The following is a 24,892-nucleotide window of genomic DNA, read 5'->3' as shown; positions in this document are numbered from 1 at the left end:
CCGACTCACGGACCGTCTCAAGAAGCCCAGCGTCCAGGACGCGGGCCGCTCGCCGCCTGCCGGCAGTCTCCGCGAGCGCGGCACGGGAAGCGGGTGCACCAGGGGTCCCTGCTGCGGCGCGGCGGCCGGTATCGGCCCCGGGGCCCACCAGATGATCGCTCACCGGAGGTCCCCGGCCTGCAGATCGCTGGCCAGAAAGCCAAGCACTGAGGAAGCGAAGCGCCGGACAGACTTCCGCCGGCCATGGTCGAGCAGGCGGCCCAGTTCGGTGGCCGAGGCTGTGCCCCGCACCTTGGGCATCACGCCGTGCAGAGGGAGTCCCACGGATTCGGCGACGAGCGCAGCGTCCAACGCCACGCCGGCGTTTCCCCTGATGACCAGGGCGGATTCGACGGGCGGAAGCTCCTGCAGCAGCCGGGCGGCGGCAACTGCAGCCTTCAGTTGGGCGGGGACGACAACCAGGAGGCGGTCGCAGTCCCATGCGAACGTCCGCAGCGGCTCGGCGCTGCGGCCGATATCGACGATCACCACTTCGTATCCCCGTCTGGCGGCGTCGAGGACGCCTCCCACGGTGACCGGGTCCACGAGGGGTGGCCGTTCCCTGCTTCCAGGCCAGGACAGAAACGAGAACCCGCCGGCGACGGGCAAGGCGTCCGCGAGCTGCTGCGGGTCAATGCTGCCACTGGCATCGGCGAGGTCCGGCCAGCGGAGCCCCGGGGATTCCTCCGCAGCGAGGGCAAGTTCCAGGCCGCCGCCCCAGGGATCGGCGTCCACGAGCAGGACCCGTGCACCGAGTTCAGCGGCTGCCTGCGCGAGCCACGCCGCCGCGGTGGTGGCACCTGCCCCTCCGCAGCCGCCGGTAACACCGAGCACCAGGCCTCCGGCCTCCGGTGAACGTGACCGGCTGAGATACTCCGCCAACCAGGCGGCGGCGTCGGGAAGAACGGCGACGCGTTGTGCACCCAAGGCAGCGCCCAGGTGCCAGAGCGTATCCCCTTCCCCGCTCAGGCCCACGAGAACGGCTGGCGCGCGGCGCCGGGGCGGCAGTTCACGGACATCGCTGCCGACCAGCACGTCGGCTGCGGAATCCCAGAATGGTGCCGCCTCCGCCACATCGTCCACCACCCGGAGCCGTCCGCCGGCCGCCGCGACAATCCGTTCGACCTCGCCCCGCAGATATTCGAAGCCCGTGACGAGCAGAACGTCGCCGCCGCCGTCGGGGACCCAGGGTCCGGCTTCAGAAGAGGTCGGAGGCCTCGCCGGAGCTGGCCCGCGCTGGACTTCAGGCACGGCAGCATCCGGCAGCGCGCCATCCGGGTCTGGTGGGAGTCGCCGGTTCCGGGCGTGGTGCCTGCTCATGCAGCAACTGTGCCCGAAGGTCCGGCCGCCCGTCAGAGACTAATGGGCCTATGTGGAAAACCGGCCGCCCGGCTCCCGGAAAAGCAAGCCCTGCCCGCTGTGGAGGACAGGAGCGGCACCTCCACCCGGACGAACCAGTGGGCCACAGGGCGCTGGTGGCGACGCCGAACACCTCGGCGGCAGGGCAGAATTGGACATATGTATCTGTTGCTCGCCGCCCACCCCAACGGCGCAGCCATACAGGAGCTCACGGCGGCAGGCCTCCCCCACCCCGACAATCCCGAACCAAGGATCGTCAGCGCGGCTCCGCCAGCCACCCAACCCGGCAGCCAGCCCGGAGCACCCGGCGACGGACCCGGACTGGCCGCCGTCGTCCGCGAACTCGAGAAGCGGCGCCCGCGCTGGATCTGGCACCGCACCCAGGACTGGTACCTGCCCCTGCTGGCGGCGGGCGTCGACGTGGAACGCTGCTATGACCTCTCCTTGTGTGGCGCCATCCTGGCCCATTCCGAGTTCACAGCCCACACCCCGTACGCCCGGAATGCCGAGAAGCTGACGCAGGACGACGATCTGCAGCCGCCGCGGCTGCTCCAGCCGCCCCCTCCGCCCGCCGACCAGGGCGCACTCTTCGACGATCCGGCCGCGGCACCCCAACCGCGCCAGACCCTTGCCGAGCTGCGCGCCGAATACGCGGCCCAGCAGGGCGCCCTGGCAGCCGCCGCAGGAGCAGCCGCCACAGGAGCAACCGCCACGGGCGACAACAACCGGCGGCAGCGGCTCCAGCTCCTCCTCGCCGCAGAGTCGGCCAGCGCCCTCGTGGCGGCCGAGATGCAGCATGCCGGCGTGCCCTGGCGCGAAGAACTGCACGAGCGGATCCTGGCCGATCATCTGGGCACGCGGCCGCCGCTGGGGCACCGTCCCGCCAAACTCGAGGCCCTGAACACTGAGCTCCGGGGCCTGCTGAATGCGCCGGCCTTGAATCCGGACTCACCGCAGGAGCTCATGCGCGCCCTGCACCGCAACGGCATCGAGGTGAAGTCCACGCGGAAATGGGAGCTGAAGGAGTCCAGCCACCCGGCCATCGAACCCCTGCTGGAGTACAAGAAATTGTCGCGACTCCACACAGCCAACGGCTGGGCGTGGCTTGACGCCTGGGTGCGGAACGGGAGGTTCCGGCCCGAGTACGTGGTGGGCGGGGTCGTGTCGGGCCGCTGGGCGTCGCGCGGCGGCGGAGCACTTCAGATCCCCCGCCAGGTCCGCGGTGCCGTTCACGCCGACCCCGGGCACAAGCTCATCGTGGCCGACGCGTCCCAGCTGGAACCGCGTGTCCTGGCCGCTCTCGCGCAGGATTCGGTCATGGCCGAGGCCGCCCGGGACCAGGATCTCTACGCGGGGATCGCCGCCAAGGGATTCGGCGGCGACCGTAGCAAGGCAAAAATGGCCCTGCTCGGCGCAATGTACGGTGCCACGTCCGGCGAAGCGGGCCGCCTGATGCCGCAGCTGGCCAGGACCTACCCGCGCGCTGTGGGCTTCGTCGAACGCGCCGCCCGCGACGGCGAAGCCGGCAGGACCGTCACTTCCCGCCTGGGACGCAGCAGCCCGCCGCCGTCGGAAATGTGGTTCCGCAGCCAGCGTTCCACTTCGGCGGAGGAGCAACGCCGGGCGGACGCCATCGCCCGTTCCCGCGGTCGTTTCACCCGGAACTTCGTCGTCCAGGGTTCAGCTGCGGACTGGGCTGCCTGCTGGCTGGCGGAATTACGACGGCGGCTGCGCACCATGCGTGCCGACGGTTCAGCAACCGGGGAACTCGTATTTTTCCTGCATGACGAGGTGATGGTCCATGCCCCTGATTCCGCCGTGGACGCCTGCATCCGCGCCATCGAGGAAGCCGCCTACGCCGCCAAGGAGCTGCTCTTCGGGCCCATTCCGGTCGAGTTTCCGGTGAGCATCGCCGTCGTCGATTCCTACGACAACGCAAAGTAGCCCCGCCGCAGAGCCGGCCGAACTGAAACGGGGCACTTTGACACGCTGGGGCCGGGACAATAGCCTCTGCCGACGGTAAACAAAAGTCACATAGACCCCAGACGGAATACAGGGTTGTACTGAGTAATGTACCGGTGAGTAGTTGGCTTCGTGTGGCGTGGGCCACTAAGGTCATTGGTGGCCGGGCAGTGGCAATAAGTTGGCCCGGCACGTGCGACGAAGCATCAGCAGGGGGTTTCCACGCCAATGGCGGGCAAGTTCGAAGTTCACCAGGATAGCGATCAGACTTACAAATTCCGTCTCATGGATGGGGACGGAAACATCGTGGCAGAGTCGCCGCGGTTCAAGAGCGTTTCGGGAGTAGTGGCGGGCATCAACGCACTGCGCGAAAACGCCGCCACCGGCCTGGTGGTGGATCTGCGGAAATCGCAGCACTGACGCTGGCGGAATAGCCAGCAGCGCCGCCTAGAGGTCCAGCGGGTGAAGCCTGGTCCGGTCCCAGGGAACGGCCCAGGCCAGCTGGTCGAACAGTTCGTTCAGGATCATGCCCGTAAAGCCCCAGACCACCAGGCTGTTCACGGTGAACGCCGGGCTCTGGAACGTCTGGTTCATGCGGGTCACGGCGGCCATCGTGCGGTTTTCGGGGTCCAGCAGATCGCGGACCGGCACCCGGAAGACCTGGGCGGACTCGCCGTAGTCCACCACCCGGACGGGCGACGGCGCGGCCCACCAGGCCAGGACAGGGGTCACCAGAAAGTTTCCGCGCGGCAGGGCCAGTTCCGGCAGGGCACCCAGCACTTCGACGCCGGAAGGGTCCAGGCCGGTCTCCTCCTCCGCTTCCCGAAGCGCGGCCTCCACCGGAGTCTCACCCACGTGGATGCCGCCGCCGGGAAAGGCCACCTGTCCGGGATGGTCATCCAGGGTGTGGGCGCGTTCCAGGAGCAGAACGTCCAGGTCGGCGGCCACGAGCGGCTTGCCGGAGACTGCGGGCACATCGTCCAGGGCTCCGAAGAGGATCAGGACGGCCGCTTTGCGAGCGACGGACTCGTCGACGGTGAGCTTGCGCCAGTATGGATTTCTATCCGGACCTGTACCCGCCCGGATAGAATCGACGAGGTCCACCAGATCCTGGCGTGCTGTCATTGCGTCCTCCGCTGCGATTCCATCCGGATCTCGGCGGCGCGGTGCGTCTCTGCCAGCAGCTTCGCCAGGAGCTCCTCGTTTCCGGGCGCCAGTTCGTACTTCAGCAGCTTCGCGGCCTTGGCCGGGTTCGTCTCGCCCGAGCCGAAGCTGGGGCACCAGTTGGCGACGGCGCAGGCACCGCAGGCCGGCTTGCGGGAATGGCACACGCGCCGGCCGTGGAACACCACCCGGTGGGAGAGCATGGTCCAGTCCCGGGGCTCAAACAGCTCCGCGACGTCGGACTCGATCCGGACGGGGTCGTCCGATTCCGTCCAGCCGAAGCGCCGCGCCAGGCGGCCGAAGTGGGTGTCCACCGTGATGCCGGGAATCCCGAATGCATTGCCCAGCACCACGTTCGCGGTTTTCCGTCCGACGCCGGGAAGTGTCACCAGATCCTCCAGCCGCCCTGGTACCACGCCGTCGTACTCATCCACCACCCGGTTCGCCAGCGCGAGGAGGTTCCTCGTCTTGGCGCGGAAAAACCCGGTCGGCTTGATGATGGCTTCGAGCTCCTCGGTGTCGGCTTCCGCCATGGCGCGGGCGTCCGGGTATCGGGTGAAGAGCAGCGGCGTGATCAGGTTGACCGTCACGTCCGTGGTCTGGGCGGAGAGCACGGTGGCCACGAGCAGCTCGAAGGGGTTCCGGAAGTCGAGCTCGGCGTGGGCGTACGGGTACTGCTCGGCGAGGGCCCGATCAATCCTCCGGGCGCGGCGTTTCAGGGCCAGGGGCGACTCGCCGGAACGGGCCGGCGGGGTGGCCGCCGGCCCGCTTTCGGCGGGGATGGCATCGCCAGGGAGGGTCTCTGCGGGAGACCCGGTGGGGATGGCGCCCCCTGGAATCTCCGCGGAAACCTCCGCCGGAGCAGCGGCCACAGGGATGCCCGGCGTGCCGCGCCGGCGCGAAGCTGAATCGGCCACGGCGGCCGGCTAGCCGCGCTCGATGTTGCTGAGGTCGCGCAGGACGCCCACCCGGCCGTCCGTGTGCTGGACCAGGAACTCGTCGCCGCGGTCCTCGAGGGCCAGTACCCAGCCACCGGGCTCGATCCCGAACAGCGGCGCGCCGGTGCGCTCGTCAACGGCGGTGCGGTGCTGTGCAACGGCGAACCAGAAGGCTTCGTGGACCTGCTCCTGCTCAGACTCCTCCGGCCGGCTTGCGGGGTCGACGGTGGCACCGATCGGTTCCTGCGACCTCGCCTGCTCCGGCAGTTCCACCCTTGGGTGAACGGCGGTGGCAGGCGTGGCAGAGGCCGTCCGGGCCGTCTCCTCCGCGGCGTCACGTGCAGTTACGTCCGACTTGCCCTGCGCGACGGGGGCTTCCGCTGCCGGCTCCTCCGCGCCTGCCGCCCCTGCCGGGGCTTTGGCGTCCGGGGCTTCCGCTGCGGGCTCCTCCGCGCCTGCCGCAGCAGCCGGGGCTTCAGCTGCCGGGGCTTTGGCGCCCGCCGCTCCTGAGCCGGCTGGCGCTGCGCTGGCCGCCGGGGCGGCCGGGGCTGCGTTCACCTGGGTCTGCTCGGCCTCCGCCGTTGCCGGCTGCGCGCCGGCGTCAGCTGCCTTGGTTGACGGCAGTGTGCCCGTCTGCGCGGCGGCGGCGCCGCCAGTCGGCGGAGACGGCACGACGGCGGCAGGTCCCGTTTCCGGCGAGGCAGCGGCGCTGCTGGCCGCGTTGGCGGCGGGCCAAATACCAGTCGCCGGTGCTGCACCGGCGATTCCGGAACCGGCAGCTGCAGCGCCAGATGTTCCGGCGCCGGAGACCCCGGTTTGGGCTGCACCGTGGCCCGGCTGGCCGACCGCCGTCGCACCATGGGAACTGGCACCAGCGGAAACTGGACGGCGGGAATCAGTGCCCGCAGCCGAAGCGGCACCCGCCGAGGTTGCTCCGATCGAAGCACCGGTGGAACCTGTGGAAGGGGCACCCGGCGCGGCGGCGGCAGGCTTGGGCTCCTTGGGTGCTTTGGGCTTGCGCACCGGAACGGCCGAGTCACGCGCCATGATGTGGGCCGGCACCTCGGTGCGGTCCAGGAAGTCGCCGGCGAAGAACGGGATGTAACGGGCCAGCACCGTGGCAGCCAGCAGCACGAGGGAACCGATCAGCGCCACGAGCAGGCTGGGCGTGTAGGCGCCGGCGACAGACAGGAAGAAGAAGCCGACAGCAAACGAGGCAACCACCGAACCGAACTGGTCCACGGAGAGGGATCCGATGCGGACCCGCGTGTCGGGGGCAAGCCGGCGGGCGGCGAACAGCGCGGCAACGATGAGCGGCAGCACCACGCCCAGTCCCAGGAAGAAGAGGCTTCCGAGGTTCCACAGGTTGTAGCGCACGGCGAACATCGGGATCAATGACGCAATGAAGAGAACCAGGGTGGCCGCGAAGACGGTCAGGTCACGGACGGTGAAGGGTCCAGCAACGGCCTCATTCCGCACGCCCTGCTGCTTCATGAACGTCGGCGCAGCACTGTGCGCTTCCGGCCGCCCGGACGGTTCCGCCCCGTGCGGTGCCCGGCCGGCGCCCTGCTGGGCCGTGCCCTGCTGGCCCGGCTGGCCCTGGCTTTGCTGATTCATTTCTGTTCTCCTTAGCGTGGCGGCGCCCGGACTGGCGTCCCTGCGTGATTCCGCCCTACGGCCGGAGCCTGACCACAAGCGGTCTGGCTGCCTCCGGCCACTGTCACGAGTCCATCTCAGCCTAGCCAAGTGGAGGGTGCTTCACTAGCTGACTGGCCGCAGTGCGGCGCGCTCACAGAAGCAACACAGCTCTCCCAAAGAACCATTCACCGCTAAAAGGGCACCGTTCACGGCTCGTCGTGTGACGCGGCCCACGCGCCCATGCCGGAGGCGCTAGTCTGGTTTCGGAACAGCTCTTTGCGGTTTGTCCGCGACGGGCCGTTGCCCGCCGCCGTGCCACGGCCGGGCAAAGGCCGGGACCGGCGCACCGCGCAGCAAAGATCGATGAATGATGAGGTTCACCATGTCCCAGGACACCCCCGGCTCGACGGCCACCGCTGCCACCCCCAGCCAGCAGGGCGATGCTCTTGAAAACCTGCTGCATGAGAACCGCAAGTTCGCCCCTTCCGAGGACTTTGCCGCCAACGCCGTGGTGGGCGCCGAGGCCTATGCCGAGGCGGCAGCCGACCGGCCTGCTTTCTGGGCCAGCCAGGCCCGCGAGTTGCTGACCTGGAGCAAGGACTTCACCGAGGCGCTGGACTGGTCCAACCCGCCGTTCGCGAAGTGGTTTGTCGGCGGTGAGGTCAACGCCGCGTACAACGCCCTGGACCGGCACGTGGAGAACGGCCTCGGCGACCGGGTGGCCATCTACTTCGAGGGCGAGCCGGGCGATTCCCGCTCGTACACCTACGCGGAACTGACCGAGGAAGTGAAGAAGGCAGCGAACGCGTTTGAATCCCTCGGTGTGGCCAAGGGCGACCGTGTGGCCGTCTACCTTCCGATGATCCCCGAGGCCGTCATCACCCTGCTGGCCTGCGCCCGGATCGGTGCCGTGCATTCGGTGGTGTTCGGCGGCTTCTCCGCCGACGCGCTCCGGTCCCGGATCGAGGACGCCGAAGCCAAGCTCGTGGTCACCGCGGACGGCACGTACCGGCGCGGCAAGCCCAGCGCCCTGAAAACAGCGGTCGACGCCGCCCTCGAACAGGACGGGCACACCGTGCAGAACGTCGTGGTGGTCAAGCGCAACGGCCAGGACGTGGACTGGCACGAGGGCCGGGACCACTGGTGGGAGGACACCGTCGGGGAAGCGTCAGCCGAGCACACCGCCGTCGGGCATGACTCCGAACACCCGCTGTTCATCCTCTACACCTCCGGGACCACCGGCAAGCCCAAGGGCATCCTGCACACCACCGGCGGCTACCTCACCCAGACCGCCTACACCCACAAGGCCGTCTTCGACCTGCACCCCGAGACGGACGTGTACTGGTGCACGGCCGACGTCGGATGGGTCACCGGGCACTCCTACGTCGCCTACGCGCCGCTCATCAACGGCGCCACCCAGGTCATGTACGAGGGCACCCCGGACTCCCCGCACCAGGGCCGCTGGTGGGAGATCGTGGAGAAGTACAAGGTCTCAATCCTTTACACCGCCCCCACCGCGATCCGCACGTTCATGAAGTGGGGACGGGACATCCCGGACAAGTACGATCTGTCCTCCATCCGGGTCCTGGGTTCCGTGGGCGAACCCATCAACCCCGAGGCGTGGATGTGGTACCGCGACGTCATCGGCGGCAACAAGGCACCCATTGTGGACACCTGGTGGCAGACCGAAACCGGGGCCCAGATGATCGCCCCGCTGCCCGGCGTCACGGAGACCAAGCCCGGCTCCGCGCAGGTTCCCCTGCCCGGCATCGCCGTGGACGTCGTGGACGAGAACGGAGCCTCCGTCCCCGACGGGCACGGCGGCTTCCTGGTGATCCGCGAACCCTGGCCGGCCATGCTCCGCGGCATCTGGGGCGACCCCGAACGGTTCAAGGACACCTACTGGTCCCGCTTCGAAACCATGTACTTCGCCGGGGACGGCGCCAAGAAGGATGAGGACGGTGACATCTGGCTCCTGGGGCGGGTGGACGATGTCATGAATGTCTCCGGGCACAGGCTCTCCACCACGGAAATCGAGTCCGCCCTGGTCAGCCACCCCGCTGTGGCGGAGGCCGCCGTCGTAGGCGCCGCAGATGAAACGACCGGCCAGGCCGTCGTCGCGTTCGTCATCCTCCGCGGCGATGCCGTGGACTCCGGCGACGAAATTGTCCAGGACCTGCGCAACCACGTCGGTAAGGAAATCGGACCGATCGCCAAACCCAAGACCATCCTCGTGGTCCCCGAACTGCCCAAGACCCGCTCGGGCAAGATCATGCGCCGACTCCTCAAGGACGTTGCCGAAGGACGCGACGTCGGAGACGCCACCACCCTCGCCGACAACACGGTCATGCAGCAGATCGCGGCATCGCTCAAGAAGTAGACGCATCACAGCCAGGCAGGGCCCGTCCGGAACACCGGGCGGGCCCTGCCTTGTGCGGCGCTGCCCCGGGCCCCGCCGTCGGAATCCCGCGTGTTATTTTGCGATCTTTCCTGTTCCCTTTTGCGAGGTTATAGTCAGTGATATGTGACACATGTCACACACTTCCATTTCCCCGGGAGAGATCATGGCACCACATCCGGAAGCGTCCACAAGCGCCGGGCCAGCCCGGCGGACATTCCTTAAAACAATGGGCGTCAGTGCCGCCGGCATGGCCGGCGTGCCACTGTTGGCGGCGTGCACCGGAGGCAGCGGACCGTCCGCCGGCGGCTCGGAATCCTCCGGCCTGACCTTCGGCTCCGGCTCCTCCGACGAAGTTCCCAAGAAGGCGTACCAGGCGGTCACCGACGCTTTCACGAAGAAGACAGGCAAAACAGTCAGCACCAACGTGGTGCCGCACAACGACTTCCAGAACAAGATCAATTCCTACCTGCAGGGCTCGCCGGACGACGCCTTCACCTGGTTCGCCGGCTACAGGATGCAGTTCTACGCGGGCAAGGGCCTCCTGGCACCGGTCGATGACGTCTGGGCCAAGATCGGCGGCAATTTCTCCGACGCCCTGAAGAAGGCCTCCACCGGGCCGGACGGGAAGATGTACTTCGTCCCCAACTACAACTATCCGTGGGGCTTCTTCTACCGGAAGAGCGTGTGGGCCGACAAGGGTTACGAGGTGCCGGAAACCTTCGATGCCCTCAAGGCCCTGGCGGCCAAGATGAAGGCAGACGGCATCATCCCGATCGGTTTCGCGGACAAGGACGGCTGGCCCGCCATGGGCACGTTCGACTACATCAACATGCGCCTCAACGGGTACCAGTTCCACGTGGACCTGTGCGCCCACAAGGAGACCTGGGACCAGAAGAAGGTGACAGACGTCTTCGACACCTGGTCCGCGCTGCTCCCCTTCCAGGATCCTGCGGCGCTCGGCCAGACCTGGCAGGACGCGGCGAGGGCGCTGGCCGCCAAGAAGACAGGCATGTACCTGCTCGGCTCGTTCGTCACACAGCAGTTCACCGACCCCGCAGTGCTGAAGGACATCGATTTCTTCGCATTCCCGGAGATCGCCACCGAGGGGCGCGAGTCGGTGGAGGCACCCATCGACGGGCTGCTGCTGTCCACCAAGGGCGGCGGGAACGCGGCCGCGCACCAGTTCATGGAATTCATCGGCACCCCCGAGGGCCAGGACATCTACGCCTCGGTGGACGCCTCCAACATCGCCACGGCCAAAGGCGCGGACACCTCCAAGTTCACGCCGCTGAACAAGAAATGCGCTGACACCATCGCCCAGGCGAAGTCCATCAGCCAGTTCTTTGACCGCGACGCCCTGCCCGCCATGGCCAACAACGTCATGATCCCGGCCCTGCAGACCTTCCTCAAGGACGGCAAGATGGACGTCAAGAATCTTGAGGCGCAGGCCAAGTCACTGTACGCGGCCCAATAGCGGCCGGGAGCCTCCCATGAGCGCAACAGCACGAGACCTGGTCCCGCCGGAGTCCAGGGCACCATCCGGGGCGCCGCCGAAGCGGGCCCGCGGCGGAAAGGTCCGCCGGCTCTCCAAACGGGACAAGGCCGCCCTGTCCCTTATGGTGGGCATTCCCACCCTCATCCAACTGGTGTTTGTGTGGCTGCCGACATTCATGTCCGTGGGGCTGAGCTTCACCCGCTGGAACGGCCTCGCCCTGACCGACATCCGGCCGGCAGGCGCGGACAACTACCAGTACATCTCCCAGGATTACCCGCCGTTCTGGCCAGCCATCCAGCACAACCTGCTGTGGCTGGCCTTCCTGGCCCTGGTGGCCACCCCGCTGGGCTTGCTCCTGGCGGTGCTGCTGGACCAGCAGATCCGCGGCAGCAGGATCTACCAAAGCATCTTCTTCACACCCGTAATGCTGTCGTTGGCACTGATCGGCATCATCTGGCAGCTGTTCTACCAGCGTGACAACGGCCTGCTGAACTTCCTGCTCGGAACCTCGGGAACGCCGCAGGCCGTTGACTGGTTCGGGGATTCCTCGGTGAACATCTGGGCGGCCATGATCGCCGCCACGTGGCGGCACTCCGGCTACGTCATGCTGCTGTACCTGGCGGGCCTCAAAGGCGTGGACCCCAGCCTGAAGGAAGCCGCCGCGATCGACGGGGCGAACGCGGCGCAGACCTTCTTCCGCGTGGTGTTCCCGGCCATGCGGCCCATCAACATCGTCATCGTCGTCATCACGATCATCGAGTCCCTGCGGGCGTTCGACGTCGTCTACGTCATCAACCGCGGCACCAACGGCCTGGAACTCCTCAGCGCCCTGGTGATCCAGAACCTCGTGGGCGAAGGACAGGTGATCGGCGTCGGCTCCGCCCTTGCGGTGGTCCTGCTGGTCATCTCCCTCGTGCCCATCGTGTTCTATCTCAGCCGCACCTTCGGCAAGGAGAAGAGGGCATGAGCGCCGCCGTCTCCCCCGGCACGACCGCCACCGGAAAAACCGGACGCTCCGGCAGCAAACCGAAGCGGCATTACGGGACGCACATCTTCCTCACGGCCATGGCGGTCATGTGGCTGATCCCCCTGCTCTGGGCCGTCTTCACCGCGCTGCGGCCGATCGCCTCGACCAACGAGCACGGCTACTTCAGCGTGGCCGGCGACTTCAACTTCGACAACTTCATCCAGGCGTGGTCCCAGGGCGGCTTCGCCAAATACCTGTGGAATTCGGTGATCATCTGCGTTCCGGCCGTGCTGCTGGTGCTCTTTCTCGCGTCCATGATGGCGTTCGCCGTCAGCCGGGTGAACTGGAAGTTCAATATCACGCTGCTCATCATGTTCACCGCGGGGAACCTGCTGCCGCCCCAGGTGCTGGCGGCGCCGCTGTTTGAGATGGCCAAGCACTTCCAGGTGCCCTACTCCTTCAGCGATTCGGGCAACATGCTTAACACCTACATCATCGTCATTGCCGTGAACATGGCGTTCCAGATGGGGTTCTGCACCTTCGTGCTGTCCAACTACATGAAGGCGCTCTCCGCGGACCTGACCGAGGCCGCACTCGTGGACGGAGCCGGCATCTGGCGCCAGTACCGGGAAATCATCATGCCGCTGTGCCGTCCGGCCTTCGCGGCCCTGGCCACCCTGGAAGTCATCTTCATCTACAACGACTTCTTCTGGCCCCTGCTGTTCATCCAGAGCGGCGACCGGCTGCCCGTCACCACGGCCATCAACAACCTCCAGGGCGAGTTCCTGAACAACTACAACCTGCTGGCGGCCGGCGCGGTCATCACCGTCATCCCCACCCTGGTGGTCTATCTGCTCCTGCAGCGGCAGTTTGTTGCGGGCCTGACTCTTGGTTCCAGCAAGGGCTAGGCGATGATGGGCAGTACGAGGTTTCATCCAGCGAAAGGACCCCGATGCTTCCCGCGGCCCGCCACCAGTCCATAGTGGACGCCGTCCGGCGCGAGCGGGTGGTCCGCGTGTCGGACCTGGCCCAGCAGCTGGGCGTGTCCCTGATGACGGTCCGCCGCGACATCGAGATGCTGGAGGAGAGCGGCCAGGTGGAGCGGATCCACGGCGGCGCCAAGCTGCCCGGGGATGCCAGCACGCACGAGCCCGGATTCGAGCTGAAGTCCACCCAGCTGACCGCGCAGAAACGCGCCATCGCCCTGGAGGCCGCCGCCCTGGTTCACGAGGGCATGGCGGTGGCCCTGAGCGCGGGCACCACCACCTGGGCGCTGGCCAAGGAACTCGCCAACGGCCCCCGGATCACCGCGGTGACCAACTCGGTAAAGATCGCCGACCTCTTCCACCACGCCTCCGCGACGGGCTCCGGTCGCCACGCCTCAACAGTGATCCTCATCGGCGGCGAGCGCACGCCGTCGGACGCCCTGGTGGGTCCCATCGCGACGGCGGCGCTAAGCCAGCTGCACCTGGACCTGCTGTTCCTCGGCGTGCACGGCATGGACGCGGACGCCGGCTACACCACGCCGAACCTCCTGGAGGCCGAAACCAACCGCGCCTTTATCGCAGCCTCCCGGAAGGTGGTGGTCCTGGCGGACCACACCAAGTGGGGCACCCAGGGAATCAGCACGATCGCCAAACTCGAGGAAGCCGACGAGGTGATCTGCGATTCCGGGCTGTCCCCCGACGCCCAGCGGATCCTCCGGGACCGGGTGGGCCGGCTCAGGCTCGTGTAGTCCCCGTCAGCCCCGCTACGGGCAGCCGCAGGACTGCCTGACCAGGAGTTTCGTCGGAAAGACGCGGTGCTGCGCAGGCTCGCCGCGGTCCGCTCCGACCAGCGCCCGGACGGCGGCCTCCGCCATGTCCCGCACGGGCTGCTCGACTGTGGTCAGCGTGGGCCAGGAGTATTCGGCGTCCTCTGACCCGTCGAAGGAAACCAGTGCGATGTCCCCCGGGACGGACAGGCCGGCCTCGTGGAGCGCGCGGAGGATGCCGATGGCCTGCATGTCCGAGCTGGCGAAGATGGCGGTGGGCCGGTGGCCCGACGCCAGGAACCGCTGCCCGGCGGCGTAGCCGCCAACCCGGGTGAAGGCGCTGCGTGCAATGGGGCCTTCCGGCAGCCCGGCACCCTTGAGCGCCTGCAGCCAGCCCTCTTCGCGGGCGTCCGCTTCGTTGCCGGTGGTGGTGCCCATGGCCAGTCCAATGTTGGTGTGGCCGTGCCCGATCAGATGCTCGACGGCGGTGCGGGCACCTTTGGCCAGGTCCACGCCCACCGTGGTGACGCCGGCCGAACTGCCGCTGTGGCTCAGGAGCACGGACGGGATCTCCGCGGTCTCCAGGTCAGCCAGGTCAGGCTCGAACAGGACGCTGGCCAGTACCACGCCGTCCACCTGCCGGGCGGCCAGGTTCCGGATGTTCCGGCGCTCCTTGGCCAGGTTGCCGTCCGAGTTCGTCAGCACCAGGGCGTACCCAAGGGCCCCCGCAGCGTCCTCCACAGCATGGGCGAGCATGGAGAAAAAAGGGTTGCTGTTGTCCGGAATGACCAAACCGATCGTTTCGCTGGACCCCAGTTTCAGGGCCCGCGCAGCCGCGTTGGGGCGGTAGCCCAGCTGCCGGATGGCCTCCTGGACTTTCGCCTCGGTGGCGGGCGCCACCTTCTTCGGCCCGCCGTTCACCACGTAGCTGACGACGGCGGTGCTCACCCCGGCGTAACGGGCAACATCCTTGCGGGTCACCTGCGTCCGCGGGGTGGGCACTGCCGGAATGGTCATAGTGTCCATGCTAGCCACAGCCCGGGCTAGAGCGCGGACGGAGCATCCCCAAAGTCGCGGATGGGGAGGCGTTCGCCGTTCCGCCGGGCCGATTCGTGGGCCACGATGCCGGGCAGGGTGAAGCGCGCGGCCGTCCAGGCGTTGACGGGCGGCAGCGACCCCGTGTTCACCGCCGTGACAAAGTCGTCCACGAGGAAGTGGTGGCTGCCCTCGTGTCCGTTGGGGGCGCCGCGGAACTCCTCCGGCAGCCTGTCGCTGTCATGCACGGGAGCCAGGCCGGACACGAAGGCGTCCCGGAGTTCAGGCGCCACGTTGGCGAGCGAGGGATCGTCCAGGGCCATGCTGGGCCGGGACTCCACCTGTTCGGAGATGTCGTGCACGTCGGCCTTGTCCTGCCACACCGTCACCTTGGCCAGCTGCTCGAAGCTGGCCTCGGTGCCGAAGAAGCGGAAGCGGGATTCACGGATATGCGAGGGGTAGCCCACCCGGCGCATTTCGTTGGTCCGCATGGCACCGCCGTCGTTCAGTTCAAAGAGGGCCGTGGCGTTGGAGAAGTCGTTCCCGAACATGCTGATGTCCTTGTCGAACACCCCGTCCTGGCGGTCGTCCTTCACACCGACGCAGCTGACGCTGACGGCGTGCGCCGGCAGGGCACCAAGGACCCCGCCGATCGCGTGGGTCGGGTACAGCATGGGCGGGTAGCTGGCGGTTTCCTTCCAGCGCTCGCCGCCGCTGTACTGGTAGGCGTCGTAGAAGCCCAGGTCCATGTCGTGGACGTAGTCGCCCTCGGAGTAGAACACCCTGCCGAACCGGCCTGCCGCGTGCTGCTCCCGCGCGTAGACCGTGGCCGGGTTGTAGTAGCTGGTTTCACCCATCATGTAGACGTTGCGGGTTTCCCGGACGGCGTCGATGATCCTCGCGATCTCTTCCTCGGTGACGGCCATGGGTACGGCCGAGTAGACATGCTTTCCGGCGCGGAGGGCCCGCTCCACGAGCGGCCCGTGGGTCCACCGCTGCGTGAAGATGGCAACGGCATCGACGTCGGACGCCAGCAGCTCATCGAAGCTGCCGATGCTGCCGGCCAGGTCGTACAGCTCAACTGCCTCGGCCGCACGGTCGCCCCGCTCGTCCACCACGAAGACCTCGCTGACCCCGGGGTGCAGGTTGAAGAGATGGGCGAACTGGCCACCGAATTGCCCCACGCCTACTACTCCGATTGAAAACGCCATTGTTCCTGCCTTTCAGGATCCGGCGGCACCGCTTTTCGGCGCGCACACATGTTTGCGCCACAGTCTTGCACCTGAATCTACTCGAGTCAACGCCTGCAACGTTGGAGAAAATTTACCCTGTAATTCCACGGAAATATTCCTTGCACTCGTAGATCTACTCGTGTAGATTCATTGGCGATTGTTAGTTCCATCACACACCCAGGAAGGGTCGATGATGACCACCCTTACCAAGCAGCAACAGGGCACGGCAGCGCGGGCCGGCCGGCCCGGGTCAGCGAAACCCGCCCGGAAGAGCTTCATCCACCGCCTCGGTGACTTGAAGGTGGCACTGTTCTTTGTCTTCCCGGCAATGATCGGCTTTGTTCTCTTCTATCTGGTCCCCACCATCCGGGGCGTCTACCTGAGCTTCACCGAGTACAGCATCCTGGGCGACCCCACCTGGATCGGCATCAAGAACTACACCGCCATGCTGGGCGACGAACTGTTCTGGAACGCGATGTGGGTCACCGTCCAGTATGTCGGGCTGAACATCGGCTTCCAGACGGTGATCGCCCTCGGGCTGGCACTCCTGATGCACCGCGTCGCAAAGTCCACGTTCATCCGCGGCGCGCTGCTCCTGCCCTTCCTGGTGGCCAACGTCATCGTGGCGCTGCTGTGGTTCTGGATGCTCGACTACCAGATCGGCATCGTCAACGAAATCATCAGCTGGATGGGCCTGCCACGCATCGCCTTCTTCGGCAGCGAGCAGTGGGCGATTCCCACCGTTGCGGCCGTCAACGTCTGGCGCCACATGGGCTACACCGCCCTTCTGCTGTTCGCTGGCCTGCAGTCCATCCCCAACCACGTGTACGAGGTTGCCTCCCTCGACGGCGCCTCCCCCACCCGGACCTTCTGGAGCATCACCATGCCGCTCCTGCGCCCCGTGCTGGTGCTGGTGCTGGTGGTCACCGTGATCGGGTCCTTCCAGGTGTTCGACACCGTTGCCGTGACCACGGCCGGCGGACCCATCAACGCCTCCCGCGTCATCCAGATGTACATCTACCAAAAGGCCTTCGGCGAATCGGACTTCGGCTACGCATCGGCACTGTCCGTCATTCTCTTCCTCATCCTTGCCCTGGTGGCCTTCGTGCAAATGAAGTTCCTCAAAGGCAACGAATCGGATCTGGACTAAGGAACCCCAGCCATGAGCACCTCCACACTTTCCCGCAAGAAGCCCGTCAGCACCATCCATATCCGGAAGAAGCCGGTCAGCTGGCGGCGCATCGGAGCCTGGGCCCTGGTGGCCGTCGCCATCGCCGTCACCGTGGCGCCGTTCCTGTGGATGCTGCGCACCGCGCTGTCCAGCAATGCCTCGCTGGCATCGAACGCCGGCAACCTGCTGCCCGCCGACTTCAGCCTCGGCGCCTTCAAGCGGGTCCTCGGCATGCAGAGCCCGGAAGAGGCCATCGCCGAAGGAGGCTCGGGAGCCGCCATCAACTTCTGGCTGTACCTGCGGAACTCTGTCATCTTCGCCAGTGTCACCACTGCCGGGCAGGTCTTCTTCAGCGCGATGGCAGCCTACGCCTTCTCCCGGCTCCGCTGGCCCGGGCGGAACGCTGTGTTCGGCCTGTTCCTGGCCACGATGATGGTCCCGCCGATCTTCACCGCGCTGCCCAACTTCCTGATGATCAAGAACCTGGGTCTGCTCAACACCTTCGCCGGCATGACCCTGCCGTTCCTGTTCATGACCCCGTTCGCCATATTCTTCCTGCGCCAGTTCTTCCTCAGCATGTCCAGGGAAGTGGAGGAAGCCGCCATGCTCGACGGCGCCAAGCACCTGAGGATCTTCTTCCAGATCGTCCTGCCGAACGCCGCGGCACCCCTGGCCACCCTGGCCCTGCTGACCTTCATCGGCCAGTGGAACGAATACTTCTGGCCGCTCCTGGTGGGCCAGGACGAAAGCGTCCGCGTGCTCACCGTGGGCCTGGGCGTCTTCAAGTCCCAGTCCCCGCAGGGCGCCCCGGACTGGACCGGACTGATGGCCGCCACGCTGGTGGCCGCCCTCCCCGTCCTCCTGCTGTTCATCGCCTTCGGCAAGAAGGTCGTCAACTCCATCGGCTTCTCCGGAATCAAGTAACCCCCTCCCCCGCAATACCCTCGAAAGGTCCATCATGAAGAAAACCATCGGCGTCGCAGCTGCCGCCGCGGCAATCGCACTGTCCCTCTCCGCCTGTGGCGGAGGCAGCCCTGCCTCCAGCGAGGCCAAGGGCGAAATCAACTACTGGCTGTGGGACGCCAACCAGCTCCCCGCCTACCAGCAGTGCGCCACGGACTTCACCAAGGCCAACCCGGACATCAAGGTCAAGATCACCCAGCGCGGCTGGGACGACTACTGGACCACGCTGACCAACGGCTTCGTCGCCGGCACGGCCCCTGACGTCTTCACCAACCACCTTTCGAAGTACCCCGAGTACGCCGCCAAGAAGCAGCTGCTCTCCCTCGATGATGCCGTGGCCAAGGACGGCGTCAAGCTGGACAGCTACACCAAGGGCCTGCCCGAACTCTGGGTCGGCCAGGACGGCAAGCGTTACGGCCTGCCCAAGGACTGGGACACCGTGGGCCTGTTCTACAACAAGGCCCTGACGGACTCCGCCGGCATCAGCGCCGAACAGATGGCCAACCTTGACTGGAACCCGAAGGACGGCGGCAGCTACGAGAAGGCCATTGCCCACCTGACCGTGGACAAAAGCGGCAAGCGGGGCGACGAAGCCGGCTTCGACAAGAACAACGTCGCCGTGTACGGGCTGGGCCTTGCAGGCAGCGGCTCCGGCCAGGGCCAGACCGAATGGAGCTTCCTCAGCGCCACCACAGGCTGGACCCACACGGACAAGAACCCCTGGGGCACCAAGTTCAACTACGACGACCCCAAGTTCCAGGAGACCATCGCCTGGTGGGCCGGCCTGATCGAGAAGGGCTACATGCCCAAACTGGAAACCACGGTGGGCGCCAGCCTCGCTGACAACTTCGGCGCCGGCAAGGCCGCGATCAACACCACAGGTGACTGGCTGATCGGCCAGTACAAGAGCTACAAGGGCGTGGATACTGCGTTTGCCCCCACCCCCAAAGGCCCCGACGGCAAGCGTGCCAGCATGTTCAACGGCCTGGCCGACTCCGTCTGGGCAGGCACCAAGAACCCTGCAGCGTCCGTCAAATGGGTTGAATACCTCGGTTCCGCCGCCTGCCAGGACGTCGTAGCATCCAAGGCCGTGGTGTTCCCGGCCATCACCAGTTCCTCCGAAAAAGCGGCCCAGGCGTTCAAGGCCAAGGGCATCGATGTGTCGGCCTTCACCACCCACGTCAAGGACGGCACCACGTTCCTCTTCCCCATCGCTGACAAGGCCGCGAAGGTGGACGGCATCTTGAAGCCGGCCATGGATGCGGTGCTCTCCGGCAAGAAGCCCGCCAGCTCCCTGACCGACGCCAACAACCAGGTGAACGACCTCTTCAAGTAGCGGGCCAACTGGGCGAAAATCAAAGTCCAGGCATCCACACAGCACCACACCTGCGGGGCCGGAACAGCGCACACCGCGCCCGGCCCCGCAACACCTCCCATACCATTCTGCTCATCACGAAAGAGACCCACCTATGGATCCCCTGCACCTCCGTTCCGCCGGCACCAGCCTGGTGATCAGCTTCAACAGCGGGGAGGCCGAGGTCATCCACTGGGGTGCCGACCTTGGCAGCGAACTCCCTGACCTGTCCATACTCACGGAAACCATCACCAACTCCGCCGTCGACGTGAACGTCCCGACCGGGCTGCTCCCCCAGGCGTCCTCCGGCTGGCGCGGGCGGGCCGCCCTGCGCGGCCATCGGATTGCCGACGGCGTCTCCGGACTCGACTTCTCCGTTCGCCTGCGCACCGTACGCGCCACAGTCAACGGCAACGCCGCCGCCATCGTCCAGCACGATGCCGACGCCGGCGTCACTGTCGAATCCACGCTTGCCCTCCACGAAGGCGGCCTGCTGGAACTGCACCACGCTGTCACGAACACCGGAACCACGCCGTTCCAGCTCGACGAACTGGCCACTGTCCTCCCGGTGGCTCCGGACGCCGTCGAACTTCTCGACCTGACCGGGCGCTGGTGCCGGGAACGGCACCCCCAGCGCCGCCCCATCCAGCAGGGCACCTGGGTGCGCACCGGCCGGCACGGCCGGACCGGACACGACTCCTCGCTGCTGTTCGCGGCCGGGACGGCCGGCTTCGGCAACCGCCGCGGCCGGGTCTGGGCCACCCACCTGGCATGGAGCGGCAACCACGAACAGTTTGCGGATGCCCTCGCAAACGGGCGAACCATGATCGGCGGCTCCGAACTGCTCGGCCCGGCCGAGGTGGTCCTGGAGCCCGGCGCCAGCTACACCACGCCCAAGCTCTTCGCCGCGTACTCGGACCGCGGCCTGGACGGCATCAGCGAGGCGTTCTACAGCTGGTTCCGTTCGCGTCCGCACCACGTGCTCCCCGCGGCGGGCGGCGGAAAGCCGCGGCCCGTGGTCCTCAACACCTGGGAGGCCGTCTACTTTGACCACAACCTGGACACCCTGATCGAACTCGCCGACTCGGCCGCCGACCTCGGCGTGGAGCGCTTCGTCCTGGACGACGGCTGGTTCCGCGGCCGCCGCGACGACACCGCCGGGCTGGGTGACTGGTTCGTGGACGAGACGATGTGGCCGGACGGGCTGACGCCGCTCATCGACGCCGTCACCTCCCGGGGCATGGAGTTCGGCCTGTGGGTGGAACCGGAGATGATCAACCTCAATTCGGACGTGGCACGGGCGCACCCGGACTGGATTGTGGGCCCGGCGGCGGTTTCCCACAAGGACGGCGGCCGGCTTCCCCTGACCTGGCGCCACCAGCACGTGATCGACCTGGTCAATCCGGAGGCTTGGCAGTACGTCTTTGACCGGATTGACGCGCTCCTGCGCGACAACAGGATCAGCTACCTGAAGTGGGACCAGAACCGCGACCTCACCGAACACGGGCACGCCGGGCGCCCTTCCGTGCACGGACAGACTCTCGCCGCGTACCGCCTGTTCGACGAGCTGCGGAAGGCGCATCCCGGCGTCGAGATTGAGAGCTGCTCCTCCGGCGGGGCACGCGTGGACCTGGGCATTTTGGAGCACACGGACCGCATCTGGGCTTCAGACTGCAACGACGCCCTGGAACGGCAGACCATCCAGCGCTGGACCGGCGTCGTGGTTCCGCCCGAACTCGTGGGCGGCCACATCGGCCCCACGACGTCACACACCACCGCCCGCACCCACGACCTGTCCTTCCGCGCCATCACGGCACTGTTTGGCCATTTCGGGATGGAATGGGACGTCCGGGAGGTGCAGGGCGCCGAGCGCGAGGAGTTGAAGCGGTTCATCGCCCTGTACAAGGAGCACCGCGGGCTGATCCACAGCGGCCGGATGGTCCGGGCCGATGTGCCCGACGACTCGCTCATGCTGCACGGCGTGGTGGCTGGTGCTGCCGGCTCCGGTGCTTCCGTTGCTTCCGTTGCCTCCGGCACGACGGCGGCGCTGTTCGCCGTGGTGAGCACGCGCACCTCGTTCGCCGAGCTGCTGGGACGCGTAGCCCTGCCCGGGCTGGAGGCGTCGCGCCGCTACCGGGTGGAGGCCATCTTCCCGGCCCCGGGAGACGCGGACTACGCCCACACGTTCACCCAGATCCAGCCGCCGGCCTGGCTGGCTTCCGGCGCGGAAGCCAGCGGCCGTTTCCTGGCCGAGGTCGGGCTGCCGATGCCCAGCCTCAACCCGGAGCACGCTTTGGTGCTGAAGGTCACGGCGCTCTAGGGACGCCAAACCAAGGGGCACTGGCCGGGGCGATACGCCGCCCGGGCCGGTGCCCCTTGCGTTGCAGACCAGCGCGAACGAACACTTAAGCCCCGCCGAAAGCCGAGCCGGCCGCCCGACCGGGCGTCCCGCCGTCGAACATTCAGTGTCAGAACAAGCGGAGGCCGTAACGAAACCCGTCCCATCGAAGACCGGCAACCCGACGCGATAGATTTGCAGTCATGACTGAAGCCCCCTCCGCCACCGAAGCCGGCCGCGGCACCATCCTTGTCCTCAACGGCCCCAACCTGAACCTCCTCGGCACCCGCGAGCCGGAGAAGTACGGCACGGCCACCCTTGCCGACGTCGAACAGCTCGCCAAGGACGCCGCCGCCGCGCACGGGCTGGACGTCGAATGCTTCCAGTCCAACCATGAAGGCGCCCTGGTGGACGCCATCCACGCGGCCCGGGGCAAGGCCATCGGCATCGTACTGAACGCGGGGGCCTACACCCACACCTCGGTGGCCATCCGGGACGCCATCTCCGCGGTGCAGATTCCCGCGGTTGAGGTCCACATCACCAACGTGCACGCGCGCGAGGAATTCCGCCACCACTCCTACCTCTCGGACATCAGCAAGGCCGTGATCGCCGGCGCCGGGATTCTGGGGTACCGGTTCGCCGTGGAATTCCTCGCCGACCTGAATGCCGGCAAGGCCTGACCATGCCGGCGGCGGGGTCCGCTTCTGGCTCCGGCACCGCAGAGTGGTACCGGCACTTCGGCACGGTTGATGCCCCCGGTTCCTCGCCGTGCTACGCCGACTGGTCGCTGCACATCGCCGACGATCCCCGGCTGATTGCCCGGATCGACGAGTGGCCGTACAACAAGCGCCAGCCGCTGCTGATGCTGGCTGCCGCCCGCTTCCTCGGCGCCGCGGTGGCCCCGTACGCGGAGTTCCGGACGTTCATGGACAGGCACTGGGATGAGATCTCGCGCACCGTTCTGTCCCGCGCCACCCAGACCAACGAGGTGGGCCGCTGCGTCACTTTGCTGCCCTCGCTCGCGGCCATCGCCGCCGCGGAGGGCAGGCCGCTCGCCCTGATCGAGGTGGGCGCCTCCGCGGGGCTCGCCCTGTTCCCGGACCACTACAGCTACGAGTTCGACGACGGCGCAACAGTCACGCGGTTGGCTCCCGCCGCGTCCTGCGAACCGCCGGCCGGCCCCGGGGAGCCTCCGGTCCTCCGCTGCCGGACAGCCGGTCCGGTTCCCCTGCCCGGCAGCCTCCCCGAAGTGGTGTGGCGGGCCGGAATTGATCTGAACCCCCTGGATGTACGCAATCCCGACGACGTCGCCTGGCTTGAGGCGCTGATCTGGCCGGAGCAGGAGTTCCGCCGCGAGCGGCTGCGCCGGGCCATCGCCGTTGCGCGCCAAAATCCGCCGTTGCTCGTGGCCGGCGACCTGAACGATCAGCTGCCGTCGCTGGCCGCCAGGGCACCTGCCGACGCCGCGCTGGTGGTGTTCCACAGCGCCGTCATGGGTTACGTCAGCGCTGACGGGCGTGCCAGGTTTCGGGCCACCGTACAGGACCTGGCGCTTGATCGGGGTTGCCACTGGCTGTCCAACGAGGGCGAGACGGTGATCATCCAGGAGGACGGCTCTGCGGTTGTCCCGGAGATGGACCCCGGCCGCCTTCGCGGTAACTTCCTGCTGCTGCACGACGGCCAGCCGGTGGCCATCACCGGCCCGCACGGTCAGAGCCTGGACTGGCTCTGACCGGCTGATCCTGTTGTTGGATGCCGTTTGCCGGATGCACTTATTGCTGGATGCCCCTACTGCTGAATGCCCCTACTGCTGAATGCACTGCCCCGACGACACCGGGCTGGACAGGTCCGGCGCCTCTGCCGCCACCGGCCGGAGGTCGATCATCGGGATTGCAAAGCCCAGGGCGGCGTTGGACGTGGTCTTCGCGAAGATGACGCCCGCCACCTCTCCGTTGGTGGTGAGCAGCGGCCCGCCCGAGTTGCCGGGCTGGACGTCGCCAGCCAGTTTGTACACTTCGTCCGGAACGGGGTTGTTGCCATAGATGTCCGGTACCAGCACCGTGGAAATGCCCTGCACCGTGGCCGGCTTGGACTGGTACGGGCCGCCGTGCGGGTAGCCGGCAAAGGCGGCGGCGGTTCCCGCGGGCAAATCGGAGCTCAGCGGCAATGCCGCGGTGGACAGCCCGTCCACCGCCAGGACCGCAAGGTCGCGCTTGCTGTCGAAATACACCACCCTGCCGGGCATGGCTCCTCCGCCGGGGACTTCCACCACCGGCTGCGACACACCTGCCACCACGTGAGCGTTGGTCACCACGCGTCCCGGCGACACCACAAAGCCCGTTCCGGTCTGGTTCTGCCCGCACTGGAAGGCGGTCCCGGCAATCTTCAGGACCGAACCGGCTGCCCTGTTCAGCGCCGGGGTATCCGTGCTGGCGTTCGGAACCGGGACCTGCTGGTCCTGCCCGATACCCTCGATGAGCGTGGGGATGCCGTCGCCGATGACGGCCGAGCGCAGCTGCGCCATGGCGGTTTTGACGGGATTGGGCGTCAGTCCGTCTATGAAACGGATCACTTTCGACTCGGCCAGCTGCTGCGACACGAAGGGCACGCCGAGTGCGCTGATGCTGAACGCCAACATGGACATAACCAGCGCGGACACGATCAGGTTCACGGCCCCGCCGATGATTCTGTCCATGGCCCGGAGCGGCTGCATGCGGACGGCGCTGCGGATACTGCGCCCGATCATGGTGCCAAGGGCGTTTCCCAGGACCACCAGCAGGACGGCAGTGCCGATGATGGCGGTCAGGCGCCACCCGCTGTCCTTTACGAAGTCGCTGACCAGCGGAACGGAAAGGAAAGCGGCCACTGCGCCAGCCGCGAAACCGGCGAGGCCGCCCACGGTCACCAGAAAGCCGTTGCGCAGGCCGTAGATCAGATAGGACAAAAGCGTGAGAATCAACGCAAGGTCCAGAACGGTCAGGCCAAACACCGGGTCTCCTCACAAGCAGCTGAGCCCCGATTCTACTGGCCAAGTCTGACAATTTGCCGTGGATGCGCGGAGCCTGCGCCGGTCTCGCGGCGTC

20 protein-coding genes are annotated in these 24,892 nt (G+C 67.2%); 13 read left to right on the top strand and 7 right to left on the bottom strand.

What is annotated here, in order from left to right; genetic code table 11:
- Positions 1-159: 159 nt before the first annotated feature.
- Positions 160-1,359: a septum site-determining protein Ssd gene (gene ssd, locus ACFQ50_RS08530; RefSeq protein WP_377995089.1), complete on the bottom strand. Its 1,200-nt coding sequence runs from the start codon at positions 1,357-1,359 to the stop codon at positions 160-162.
- A 198-nt stretch (positions 1,360-1,557) separates the two neighbouring features.
- Between ssd and ACFQ50_RS08525 the strand changes: the two genes are divergently transcribed.
- Both ACFQ50_RS08525 and ACFQ50_RS08520 read left to right on the top strand, forming a co-directional pair.
- Positions 1,558-3,342, top strand: coding sequence for a bifunctional 3'-5' exonuclease/DNA polymerase (locus tag ACFQ50_RS08525; RefSeq protein WP_377995088.1), 1,785 nt, complete (start codon positions 1,558-1,560; stop codon positions 3,340-3,342).
- Between the two features lie 246 nt (positions 3,343-3,588).
- The gene (locus ACFQ50_RS08520; RefSeq protein ID WP_377995087.1) at positions 3,589-3,780 is read left to right on the top strand and encodes a YegP family protein; all 192 of its coding nucleotides are present in this window, start codon (positions 3,589-3,591) and stop codon (positions 3,778-3,780) included.
- A 27-nt stretch (positions 3,781-3,807) separates the two neighbouring features.
- On the opposite strand, the gene ACFQ50_RS08515 is transcribed toward ACFQ50_RS08520, so the two are convergent.
- The 3 genes from ACFQ50_RS08515 to ACFQ50_RS08505 form a co-directional block, all read right to left on the bottom strand.
- On the bottom strand, positions 3,808-4,485 hold the full coding sequence (locus ACFQ50_RS08515) for an NUDIX hydrolase (protein ID WP_377995086.1): 678 nt from the start codon (positions 4,483-4,485) through the stop codon (positions 3,808-3,810).
- A complete protein-coding gene (gene nth, locus ACFQ50_RS08510) occupies positions 4,482-5,306 on the bottom strand; it encodes an endonuclease III (RefSeq protein WP_377995123.1) in 825 nt (274 codons plus the stop codon). The genes ACFQ50_RS08515 and nth overlap by 4 nt, the downstream gene beginning before the upstream one ends.
- Before the next feature lie 144 nt (positions 5,307-5,450).
- Positions 5,451-7,079 (bottom strand): hypothetical protein, encoded by a 1,629-nt coding sequence (locus ACFQ50_RS08505; protein ID WP_377995085.1) that lies wholly within the window; start codon positions 7,077-7,079, stop codon positions 5,451-5,453.
- A gap of 403 nt (positions 7,080-7,482) precedes the next feature.
- Between ACFQ50_RS08505 and acs the strand changes: the two genes are divergently transcribed.
- From acs to ACFQ50_RS08480, 5 genes are all read left to right on the top strand, one after another.
- Positions 7,483-9,480: an acetate--CoA ligase gene (gene acs / locus ACFQ50_RS08500; protein WP_377995122.1), complete on the top strand. Its 1,998-nt coding sequence runs from the start codon at positions 7,483-7,485 to the stop codon at positions 9,478-9,480.
- 184 nt (positions 9,481-9,664) lie between these two features.
- Positions 9,665-10,975: an ABC transporter substrate-binding protein gene (locus ACFQ50_RS08495; protein ID WP_377995084.1), complete on the top strand. Its 1,311-nt coding sequence runs from the start codon at positions 9,665-9,667 to the stop codon at positions 10,973-10,975.
- Positions 10,976-10,991: 16 nt separating this feature from the next.
- Positions 10,992-11,963: a carbohydrate ABC transporter permease gene (locus ACFQ50_RS08490; protein ID WP_377995083.1), complete on the top strand. Its 972-nt coding sequence runs from the start codon at positions 10,992-10,994 to the stop codon at positions 11,961-11,963.
- Positions 11,960-12,871, top strand: a complete 912-nt coding sequence (locus ACFQ50_RS08485) for a carbohydrate ABC transporter permease (protein ID WP_377995082.1) — start codon at positions 11,960-11,962, stop codon at positions 12,869-12,871. Before ACFQ50_RS08490 ends, ACFQ50_RS08485 begins: the two co-directional genes overlap by 4 nt.
- 44 nt (positions 12,872-12,915) lie before the next feature.
- Positions 12,916-13,698 (top strand): DeoR/GlpR family DNA-binding transcription regulator, encoded by a 783-nt coding sequence (locus ACFQ50_RS08480; protein WP_377995081.1) that lies wholly within the window; start codon positions 12,916-12,918, stop codon positions 13,696-13,698.
- A 15-nt stretch (positions 13,699-13,713) separates the two neighbouring features.
- On the opposite strand, the gene ACFQ50_RS08475 is transcribed toward ACFQ50_RS08480, so the two are convergent.
- Positions 13,714-14,733: a LacI family DNA-binding transcriptional regulator gene (locus ACFQ50_RS08475; protein ID WP_377995080.1), complete on the bottom strand. Its 1,020-nt coding sequence runs from the start codon at positions 14,731-14,733 to the stop codon at positions 13,714-13,716.
- Positions 14,734-14,759: 26 nt separating this feature from the next.
- Positions 14,760-15,962, bottom strand: a complete 1,203-nt coding sequence (locus tag ACFQ50_RS08470) for a Gfo/Idh/MocA family protein (RefSeq protein WP_377995079.1) — start codon at positions 15,960-15,962, stop codon at positions 14,760-14,762.
- Positions 15,963-16,176: 214 nt separating this feature from the next.
- On the opposite strand from ACFQ50_RS08470, the gene ACFQ50_RS08465 reads away from it, so the two are divergent.
- From ACFQ50_RS08465 to ACFQ50_RS08440, 6 genes are all read left to right on the top strand, one after another.
- A complete protein-coding gene (locus tag ACFQ50_RS08465; RefSeq protein WP_377995121.1) occupies positions 16,177-17,133 on the top strand; it encodes a carbohydrate ABC transporter permease in 957 nt (318 codons plus the stop codon).
- Between the two features lie 12 nt (positions 17,134-17,145).
- The gene (locus ACFQ50_RS08460; protein ID WP_377995078.1) at positions 17,146-18,078 is read left to right on the top strand and encodes a carbohydrate ABC transporter permease; all 933 of its coding nucleotides are present in this window, start codon (positions 17,146-17,148) and stop codon (positions 18,076-18,078) included.
- Positions 18,079-18,112: 34 nt separating this feature from the next.
- Entirely contained in the window at positions 18,113-19,453 is a 1,341-nt protein-coding gene (locus tag ACFQ50_RS08455) for an ABC transporter substrate-binding protein (protein WP_377995077.1), read from the top strand.
- A gap of 133 nt (positions 19,454-19,586) precedes the next feature.
- Positions 19,587-21,791 (top strand): alpha-galactosidase, encoded by a 2,205-nt coding sequence (locus ACFQ50_RS08450; RefSeq protein WP_377995076.1) that lies wholly within the window; start codon positions 19,587-19,589, stop codon positions 21,789-21,791.
- Positions 21,792-22,012: 221 nt separating this feature from the next.
- Positions 22,013-22,489 (top strand): type II 3-dehydroquinate dehydratase, encoded by a 477-nt coding sequence (aroQ, locus tag ACFQ50_RS08445; protein ID WP_377995075.1) that lies wholly within the window; start codon positions 22,013-22,015, stop codon positions 22,487-22,489.
- A 2-nt stretch (positions 22,490-22,491) separates the two neighbouring features.
- Positions 22,492-23,541, top strand: a complete 1,050-nt coding sequence (locus ACFQ50_RS08440; protein ID WP_377995074.1) for a DUF2332 domain-containing protein — start codon at positions 22,492-22,494, stop codon at positions 23,539-23,541.
- Between the two features lie 72 nt (positions 23,542-23,613).
- Here the strand turns inward: ACFQ50_RS08440 and ACFQ50_RS08435 are convergent, their stop codons facing one another.
- Entirely contained in the window at positions 23,614-24,798 is a 1,185-nt protein-coding gene (locus ACFQ50_RS08435) for a MarP family serine protease (RefSeq protein ID WP_377995073.1), read from the bottom strand.
- Between the last annotated feature and the right edge of the window lie 94 nt (positions 24,799-24,892).

It is taken from the genome of Arthrobacter sp. NPDC056493 (assembly GCF_042795115.1).
In the GTDB taxonomy this organism is placed as follows: Bacteria; Actinomycetota; Actinomycetes; order Actinomycetales; family Micrococcaceae; genus Arthrobacter.
Note: the sequence above shows the minus strand (reverse complement) of the source record. Positions and strands in the feature narration are given on the sequence as shown.

Coding starts and splice junctions, on each gene's coding strand:
- ACFQ50_RS08455 (WP_377995077.1), top strand. CDS start 18,113: ATGAAGAAAACCATCGGCGTCGCAGCTGCCGCCGCGGCAATCGCACTG.
- ACFQ50_RS08490 (WP_377995083.1), top strand. CDS start 10,992: ATGAGCGCAACAGCACGAGACCTGGTCCCGCCGGAGTCCAGGGCACCA.
- ACFQ50_RS08465 (WP_377995121.1), top strand. CDS start 16,177: ATGACCACCCTTACCAAGCAGCAACAGGGCACGGCAGCGCGGGCCGGC.
- ACFQ50_RS08480 (WP_377995081.1), top strand. CDS start 12,916: ATGCTTCCCGCGGCCCGCCACCAGTCCATAGTGGACGCCGTCCGGCGC.
- acs (WP_377995122.1), top strand. CDS start 7,483: ATGTCCCAGGACACCCCCGGCTCGACGGCCACCGCTGCCACCCCCAGC.
- ssd (WP_377995089.1), bottom strand. CDS start 1,359: ATGAGCAGGCACCACGCCCGGAACCGGCGACTCCCACCAGACCCGGAT.
- ACFQ50_RS08485 (WP_377995082.1), top strand. CDS start 11,960: ATGAGCGCCGCCGTCTCCCCCGGCACGACCGCCACCGGAAAAACCGGA.
- ACFQ50_RS08520 (WP_377995087.1), top strand. CDS start 3,589: ATGGCGGGCAAGTTCGAAGTTCACCAGGATAGCGATCAGACTTACAAA.
- ACFQ50_RS08440 (WP_377995074.1), top strand. CDS start 22,492: ATGCCGGCGGCGGGGTCCGCTTCTGGCTCCGGCACCGCAGAGTGGTAC.
- aroQ (WP_377995075.1), top strand. CDS start 22,013: ATGACTGAAGCCCCCTCCGCCACCGAAGCCGGCCGCGGCACCATCCTT.
- ACFQ50_RS08495 (WP_377995084.1), top strand. CDS start 9,665: ATGGCACCACATCCGGAAGCGTCCACAAGCGCCGGGCCAGCCCGGCGG.
- ACFQ50_RS08475 (WP_377995080.1), bottom strand. CDS start 14,733: ATGACCATTCCGGCAGTGCCCACCCCGCGGACGCAGGTGACCCGCAAG.
- ACFQ50_RS08470 (WP_377995079.1), bottom strand. CDS start 15,962: ATGGCGTTTTCAATCGGAGTAGTAGGCGTGGGGCAATTCGGTGGCCAG.
- ACFQ50_RS08515 (WP_377995086.1), bottom strand. CDS start 4,485: ATGACAGCACGCCAGGATCTGGTGGACCTCGTCGATTCTATCCGGGCG.
- ACFQ50_RS08525 (WP_377995088.1), top strand. CDS start 1,558: ATGTATCTGTTGCTCGCCGCCCACCCCAACGGCGCAGCCATACAGGAG.
- ACFQ50_RS08450 (WP_377995076.1), top strand. CDS start 19,587: ATGGATCCCCTGCACCTCCGTTCCGCCGGCACCAGCCTGGTGATCAGC.
- ACFQ50_RS08460 (WP_377995078.1), top strand. CDS start 17,146: ATGAGCACCTCCACACTTTCCCGCAAGAAGCCCGTCAGCACCATCCAT.
- ACFQ50_RS08505 (WP_377995085.1), bottom strand. CDS start 7,079: ATGAATCAGCAAAGCCAGGGCCAGCCGGGCCAGCAGGGCACGGCCCAG.